The organism is Bacteroides sp. ET489 (assembly GCF_030518095.1).
GTDB lineage: Bacteria > Bacteroidota > Bacteroidia > Bacteroidales > Bacteroidaceae > Bacteroides > Bacteroides ndongoniae.
Genome location: NZ_JAULLJ010000011.1, coordinates 106955 through 115175, shown reverse-complemented (window position 1 = coordinate 115175; position 8221 = coordinate 106955). Strand labels below are relative to the sequence as shown.

The 8221-nt window shown below is 53.8% G+C and carries 6 protein-coding genes; 2 read left to right on the top strand and 4 right to left on the bottom strand.

Features of this window, described 5'->3' with window-relative positions; all coding sequences use genetic code 11:
* Positions 1-82 precede the first annotated feature (82 nt).
* The 4 genes from Q3C19_RS08590 to Q3C19_RS08575 all read right to left on the bottom strand — a co-directional run bounded on the left by Q3C19_RS08590 (position 83) and on the right by Q3C19_RS08575 (position 5472).
* Positions 83-2212: a sodium:proton antiporter gene (locus Q3C19_RS08590; protein WP_302728617.1), complete on the bottom strand. Its 2130-nt coding sequence runs from the start codon at positions 2210-2212 to the stop codon at positions 83-85.
* Between the two features lie 379 nt (positions 2213-2591).
* A complete protein-coding gene (locus Q3C19_RS08585) occupies positions 2592-3767 on the bottom strand; it encodes a MalY/PatB family protein (protein WP_277122164.1) in 1176 nt (391 codons plus the stop codon).
* 200 nt (positions 3768-3967) lie between these two features.
* On the bottom strand, positions 3968-4582 hold the full coding sequence (locus Q3C19_RS08580) for a CPBP family intramembrane glutamic endopeptidase (protein WP_302728614.1): 615 nt from the start codon (positions 4580-4582) through the stop codon (positions 3968-3970).
* Positions 4579-5472 (bottom strand): prenyltransferase, encoded by an 894-nt coding sequence (locus Q3C19_RS08575; RefSeq protein WP_022164211.1) that lies wholly within the window; start codon positions 5470-5472, stop codon positions 4579-4581. The genes Q3C19_RS08580 and Q3C19_RS08575 overlap by 4 nt, the downstream gene beginning before the upstream one ends.
* A 103-nt stretch (positions 5473-5575) precedes the next feature.
* Between Q3C19_RS08575 and Q3C19_RS08570 the strand changes: the two genes are divergently transcribed.
* Positions 5576-6376: a Cof-type HAD-IIB family hydrolase gene (locus Q3C19_RS08570; protein WP_071150376.1), complete on the top strand. Its 801-nt coding sequence runs from the start codon at positions 5576-5578 to the stop codon at positions 6374-6376.
* 61 nt (positions 6377-6437) lie between these two features.
* On the top strand, positions 6438-8198 hold the full coding sequence (locus Q3C19_RS08565; protein WP_302728611.1) for an ATP-dependent RecD-like DNA helicase: 1761 nt from the start codon (positions 6438-6440) through the stop codon (positions 8196-8198).
* Positions 8199-8221 lie beyond the last annotated feature (23 nt).

Below are 8221 nucleotides of genomic sequence, written 5' to 3'. Positions count from 1 at the left end.
CCCGAAACGGACGGAAGATGTGTTCTGACACATGTCTTCGGCCTGTTTCGGGCACTTTTTGTATCGGTACTACCCTACCCTGTCAGGACTTCTGCCGGTGGAAGAGCCAGCGGAGGATGGACGCAGGTATGGTGTGGGTAAATGAGTTGACCTCGTCGCTACGTTCGTCGACACGGGCATAGTACTGGGCGGCATCCTTGTCGGACAGAACACCGTCGGTCTGCATCTGACGGATGACCCGGCGTTCGTTGCTGAGCATCATGCGGATGGCTTTCTGCGTAAGGGCATGGTTGTAGGCCTTGGGGAAGTCGGCGGACAGACGGCTGATGACGCGGTTCATGCTCTCGATGTTGTGCTCGATCTCGCGACGGAGGGTTTGCAGAAGAGCAGCCTGTCCGAGCTGGACGACTCCGGAGGAGACGAGTTCGTCGAGCAGTTTCAGGTCTTCGCGCTGCAGGATGATGAAGCCACGGCCAAGGTCGTAGATGACCATGATGCGTTCGCGGAAATAGAAGCCTGCCCAACGGCTGAAGTAGGGTAACTTCTGCACACGGTAGAGTGCCCGCGTACGGCTACAGAAATTGAAGATGGAGTGGCGCACGTCGAGCGGATAGGAACCGTCGTGGTCGTAGAGTTCGTCGAGTGAGTTCATCAGGCGCCGGAATGCGGTTTGCGAGATGATGCCTTCTTCGTAGATTTCGCGGCTGAATGCTTTTTCACGATCGAGCAAGCGCAGGCGGAGTTCGGCCAGTACGTCCTGGGTACGGGCTTTTTCGAGACGGGTTGTATCGGGCTGGGGAGCGATGTAGCGGGCGACTTTCTTCCAGTTGGCACCGGCCAGGGGTTCGCGTCCCTGCAGACGGTCGAAATACTTCTCGGAGCTCTCGCGAATGCGTTCCTGCACCAGGCGTTCCATCAGGATGCGGGCGGAAGGAACGTGTGTCAGGCCAAGTTTGCCGAGCAACCAGCGGGTGGTGGTGGCGTTGACGCAGAGGGTCAGCGTAACGATGCCGGCTGTGAAGAACAGTACCTGACTGCGGATGGACTCGGGGATGGCGGGGGTGTAGGACACCATGAGGGCAAGGGTAAGGCCAAGTGCTCCGCGCAGACCGCCCCAGGTAAGGATGAAGGACTCGCGACGGTTAAGGCCATAGCCCAGACGCTTCATCAGCGGGTAAAGCAACATGATCATGACGAAGCGGAACAGGTTGAGCGCAACGTAAAGGAGGAGCAGGATGGCGAAATGGGACCATGAGAAATCGACCTTGACGGCGATGACTACACCTACGATGATGAACACCAGCGTGTTGGCCATATAGGTGAGCAGTTCCCAGAAGGTTTCCATAAACTCGTTGACACGGGGTTTCAGGCGGGGCTTGCCGATGTAGGTCACGGTGAGTCCGAAGGCTACCAGGGCGATGACACCCGAGAGGCCCAGGTAGTACTGCGAAAGGATGAACACTAGGTAGGCGGCCAGAATGATGACGCTGTTCTGCACCAGTTCTTCGGAATTGACACGGGTAATGAACCAGATGACCAGACGGGCGGCCATATAGCCCAGCAGGACACCGCCTGCCACAACCTGTATGAACTGCATGACGGGAGACAGCTCGCTTTGTCCGGCTGCGGTGTAGACCCCGAAGAAGAGCATGAAGCAGACGATACCTGTGCCGTCGTTGAGCAGGGATTCGGCATCGACCAGGGTGGAAAAGCGTTTACTAGTCTTCAGCTCGTGAAGCAGGGCTACCACGGCTACGGGGTCGGTGGCACTGATCAGGGCTCCGAACATGAGGGCAAAGGCCCACGTCCACTGCTCGTAACCGGGCACTACGTAACGGATGCCTACCAGCAGCAGGGCGGTAAGCACCATGCAGATGATCAGTCCGGGAACGGCCAGCAGGGCTGCATTGGCAAGGGTCTTCTTGAAGATGTGAAGATTGAGTTCGTAGGCTGCATCGAAAATGAGTACGGGCAGAAAGATGTAGAGGATAAAGTCGGGGTTGATGTTGGCTACACCGACCAGGGCTTCTTCCAGGCGGGGAATGGCGTGGAACAGACCGTTACGGTCGGCCAGGCCGACTAGCAGACCGACAGCAAACAGGGCTACCGTGTAGGGAACACGCGAATGGCGCAGCAACGACTTCAGCAAGGCACCGACCAGAAGACCGCCGATGGCAAGCAGCAGGGGCATGAGAAATGAGAATTCTTCCATAATGTGAGTGTTATTTGTATAGTTTAGTTGTTGAAAAGGTTAATGATTTAGGGAGGAGGGTTGAGGGGGAATTAAGAACGTAGAAAATGAAGAATGAAAAATGAAGAATGAAGAATGAAGACTATTCCTCAGCGTAAATATTAAAAGAGGTTTTGAGCGAAGCTAATGAAAAATGAAGAATTGATTACTCTCAACGCTAAACTTTAAACTCTCAACCCTAAACTCTCAACCTTCAACTTTTATTCACCACAGATAACGCAGATTGTCACAGATTAAAAATCCTTGTTTTTCCGTGTCATCCGTGCCTGAAACTCTAAACTCCAAACTTTTAATTTTTCACTTTTAGTTTTCAATTTAATCCTCCCTCAACCCTAAAACCTTAAACCTTTAATCCTGCCACCGCCTCGGCCAGCTGATCGAGTGCCTGCTTCAATGCTGCACGGGGACAGCCTACGTTGAGACGCATGAAGCCACGGCCGGGTTCGCCAAAGGTGGTGCCGGTGTTGAGTGCCAGGCGTGCCTTGTCGGCAAAGAGGCGTTCCAGTGCTTCTTGCTCCAGGCCTAACTGACGGCAGTCGAGGAAGACGAGGAAGGAGGCTTGCGGACGTATCATGCCGATGGCAGGGATGTGCTGGCGCAGATAGGATTCGGTAAAGTCAATGTTGCCCTGAATGTAGGCTAGCAACTGGTTGAGCCACTCCTCGCCATGCTCGAAGGCTGCCTTACAGCCGATATAGGCAAAAAGATGGCCTTCGCAGAATTCTCCGGCTTCCATGAACTGCTGGAAACGGGCGCGCAGGGTGTCGTCGGGCACAATGGCAAAGGAACTTTGAACGCCCGGCATGTTGAACGTCTTGCTGGGTGCCATGAAGGTGACGGAATTGGAAGCGGCTGCCGGACTGACCGTAGCAAAGGGATGATGCTTGTAAGGCGGCAGGGTGAGGTCGGCATGGATCTCGTCGGAAATGACAAGGGTACCGCTTTCCTGACAGAGTTCGGCTATGCGACGCAGTTCGTCTACGGTCCAGACACGTCCGCCGGGGTTGTGAGGATTGCACAGGACGAGGGCTTTGCAGCCTTGCAGGTCGTGACGAAGGCGGTCGAAGTCGATGTGGTAGTGTCCGTCGCGCAGGTCGAGAGGAGAACGGACTGCTTCACGCTTGAGGCGTTCGGTCACGAGGAAGAAGGGGTGGTAGACAGGAGTCATCACCAGGACACGGTCGCCGGGGTTGGTGAAGCAGAGCAAGGCAAAAGCCTGTCCGCGCACAATGCCGGGAACAAAGGTCAGCCAGTCGGGGCGTACTTCCCACTGATGGCGTTTCTGTAGCCAGTGGCAGATGGTGGTGTCCCAGCCTTCGCAGGGCATTGCATAGCCCAGTACCTCGTGTTCGAGACGTTGACGCAAGGCATCCATTACAAAAGGAGGCGTACGGAAATCCATGTCGGCCACCCACATGGCGGTCAGATCGTCACGTCCAAATGCATTCTTCATGCCGTCCCACTTCACTGAACCGGTGTGACGGCGGTCTATCAATTCATCGAAATTGTAAGTCATATATTTATAGGTTTGATCATTCGTTTTAAGTTTCGCAAGTTTATTAACGTATTAGTTGACAAGGCTTCAGTCAACAAGGATACAAGGCCGGGAATGCCCTGTTTGAAACACAGATTCCACTGATTATCAACGACTAAAAATATAAATCTGCGTTATCCGTGTCTATTCCCTAAACCCTCCACACTGAACCCTCAACTCTATCAAATTGGGAACCAGATAAACACGGCCACATCCCACACGGCATGGGAGACAATGATGGCTCCCAAACGCTGGGGGAACAGGCGGTAAAGGCCGCCCCACACAATGCCGGCTACCAGAGCTGCCATCAGCAGCATGAAGTTGCACGAACCGGCATGGACCAGTGCATAGAACGCCGTGGCGATCAGGAAACCGGTATTAGGATTCCAACGGCTGGAAAGCGTACGCTGCACATAGGCACGCCAGAAGATTTCTTCGGCGGGACCTATCAGGAAAAGCATGAGGGCGGATAGCAGCCAGGGCGACTCGCCTTCTTTCATGCCATAGATCAGGTTGACCTGCGGACGGGCAAAGTCGAAAAGCCAGGAGGAGACTTTATCGCCTGTCCAGAACACGCACCACAGGACAACGGCTATGAGGATGCCCAGCAATACTTCGCTTGCGCTCCACCTGACTCCATGCCACCAACCGGGATTGAAGCATGTGGAGAGAACGGAGAGTGTGAGGGCAGAAGCGGTCATCATCCACCAGAAATTGACGTAAGGAGCCGTGAGGGGGGAGAACATCACCGTCCACAGCACGGCTGCCAGTATGAGGGTAAATATCAGTTTTTTCACGAGAACAGACGGGCTAAAACAAACGACAGGGTGAAAAGCAGACTGAACATGAGCTGGAGCTTGGCAGTCAGTTCGTCGAGGCGGGAAATGCCTTCCATGCCCAGAACGGGATAACGGGACATCATACGGACATTGCCCAAGGCGGGAACCAGGGCAATCCATACCAGCATGGTCCACCAGGGGAACAGGCCACCGGCAGCACAACCGGCTATCCAGCCGAAGGGGAAAAGCACTTCGGCACAGTAAAGGTACATGGAGGCACGGCCACCCAGGGTCATGGCAAGGGTGGAGATATCGGCACGTACGTCGGTCTCGATGTCGCGCGTATTATTGGCGTGCAGGATGGCTACCGTAATGAGTCCTACGGGGACACCTGCCCACATGGTATTCCAGTCTGTCACGCCGGTGGCCACGTAAGCCGTACCCAGCATGGGCAGCAGGGCATAGGCTATGAAGATGACGACATCGCCCAGAGCGCGGTACTTCAGCGTGGGATAGAGCAAGGTGCAGGCCGCACCGCCGATGCCGATATAGAGCAAAGGAAGTCCTGTGCGGAGAAGCAGACCGATGCCGGCAATCAGGGCCACTGCCAGCAGCGAAAGGGAAAGGCGGTAGATCTCCTGCGGACGGAAAAGCCCTCCGGTCAGGGTACGTACACCGTGGGTATCTTCCCGGTCGACCCGATGCTTGTAGTCGAAATAATCGCTCCACGTATTGCCTGCGGCATGAAATACGATGATGTTGAGCAACGCCCATACACCATTGATCCAGTTCACCTCATAGCCCGCCCAATAGAGGTAGGCCAACGTCACCGCCACAGGCATGGCCGAGGCAGGAAACGACCAGGGGCGCACAGCCACCAGCCAGTCTTTCAAGGAATGTTTGTTCATAAAAGAATATTTTTTGGTTAGATTGTGGCAAATGTACGAAATATATTTGCCTCTCCACTCACCTTTTTTTTATATTTTTGCACCCCGATAAAAGAATGAATGTATGACGAAAGCCCTGTTTTTCGATATTGACGGAACGCTGGTCAGCTTCCAAACTCATGAAATACCTGTATCGGCCGTAGAGGCACTGGCAGCCGCCAAGGCTGAAGGTCACCGCATCTTTATTGCTACCGGACGGCCACGCATCATCATCAGTAACTTAGGTGCCTTGCAGGAACGAGGACTGATAGACGGATACATCACCATGAACGGCGCTTACTGTTTTGTGGGCGACGAAGTGATCTACAAGAGTCCCATACCTGTAACAGACGTTCGCACACTGACGGACTACTGCGCAAAGCGGGACATTCCCTGCATCGTGGTGGGTGAGAACGACATCTGTGCCTGCCAACCCGACGAACGGGTGCAGGAAGTGTTCTACGAGCATCTGAAAGTGACAGTGCCCATCCCTACACGCCAACTGCCTGATGCTGTAGAGGGAAAAGAGATTTACCAGTTGACTCCTTTTCTGGTGGAAAGCCAGGAACGGGAAGTCAGTCCGTATACGCCTAACTGCGAAATGGGACGCTGGCATCCGGCCTTTGTGGATGTGACGGCAAAGGGAAATACGAAGCAGAAGGGTATTGATGAGATTATCCGCCACTTCGGCATCCGGCTGGAAGATACCATTGCTTTCGGCGACGGTGGTAATGACATCTCCATGCTACGCCATGCCGGCATCGGTATAGCCATGGGCAATGCTGCCGACCACGTGAAAGCTGCTGCCGACTACGTGACCGATACGGTGGACAACGACGGAATAGCCAAAGCGATTGAACAATGGGTAATGAAAAATGGTAAATGATGAATTTTACCCTCATTCAACGTTATTCATTATTAATTTTTAATTATCCGTTTATCTCGCATTGACCTTCGTTCCCGACACCAGCAACCGTGAGTTTCAGGATGCACTGAACCTCGTGAAGTATACCCGCCAGTCGCTTTTCCTGACGGGGAAGGCCGGTACGGGCAAATCAACCTTCCTGCGCTACATCTGCGACAATGTACGCAAGAAACATGTGGTGTTGGCTCCTACAGGGATAGCAGCCATCAATGCCGGAGGCAGCACGCTGCACAGCTTCTTCAAGCTGCCTTTTCATCCGCTGTTGCCCGATGATCCGAACCTGAGTCTGCAGAAAGGCCGTATTCACGAATTTTTCAAGTATACCAAGCCTCATCGCAAACTGCTTCAGGAGCTGGAACTGGTCATTATTGACGAGATTTCGATGGTGAGGGCCGACATCATTGATGCGGTGGACCGGATACTGCGGGTTTACAGTCACAACTTGCGCGAACCCTTCGGCGGTAAACAGGTGTTGCTGGTGGGCGATGTCTTTCAGCTGGAGCCGGTCGTCAAGGGGGATGAGCGGGAAATACTGAACCGCTTCTACCCTACTCCTTATTTCTTTTCGGCACGGGTATTCGGCCAGATAGAACTGGTGTCCATCGAACTGCAAAAGGTATACAGGCAAAATGATCCGAAGTTTATCGGGGTGCTGGACCACATACGGAGCAACACGGCCGGAGCTACCGACCTGCAACTGCTGAACACCCGGTACGGTACGCCGATTGTCCAGTCGGAAGCCGACATGTACATTACCCTGGCCACACGCCGCGACAACGTGGACTACATCAACGACCGTAAGCTGGCCGAACTGCCCGGTGAACCTATGACCTTCTATGGAGAGATAACAGGCGAATTTCCTGAAAGCAGTCTGCCTACTCCGAAGGAACTGGTACTGAAGCCCGGTGCACAGGTTATCTTCATCAAAAACGATTACGACCGCCGCTGGGTGAACGGAACCATCGGTGTGGTGAGCGGCTTTGATCCGCTGGAAGGTACGCTGTACGTCGTAACGGACAACGGTACGGAATGCGACGTCAAGCAGGAGGTGTGGCGCAACATCCGCTATCGCTACAACGAGGAGAAGAAAGAGATAGAAGAAGAGGAGCTGGGCACTTTCCGCCAGTTTCCCGTCAGACTGGCATGGGCCATTACGGTACACAAAAGCCAGGGACTGACGTTCAGCCGTGTAGTCATCGACTTTACCGGTGGGGTGTTTGCCGGCGGACAGACGTATGTGGCACTGAGCCGATGCACTTCGCTCGAAGGTATCCAACTGAAGAAGCCTATCAGCCGTGCCGACATCTTTGTACGTCCCGAAATCGTACAGTTTGCCGAACGTTTCAACAACCGCCAGGCCATTGACCGCGCCCTGAAGCAGGCACAGGCCGATGTGCAATATGCTGCTGCGGCCAAGGCTTTCGACAAAGGAGATTTTGAAACCTTTCTGAACGAATTCTTCAAGGCTATCCATTCGCGTTATGACATCGAGCGTCCGGCTTCGCAACGCCTCATCCGCCGCAAGCTGAACATCATCAACACGCTGCGTGAGGAAAACCGTGCACTGAAGGCTGCTGCCCTGGAGAAAGAAAAGGCCTTGGTGAAATATGCCCGGGAATACATCACCATGGGGGACGAATGCCTGAAACATGGTATGCAGGAAGCTGCCATGCGTAACTATGAAAAGGCGGTTACCCTCTGCCCCAAGTTCAAGGAAGCCTGGAAGAAAATAAAGAAGCTGGATAAGGAGATGAGAAACAATAAAGGAGAAAAGGAGAATTAACCGATAGGTTGTCTCGGCACTCA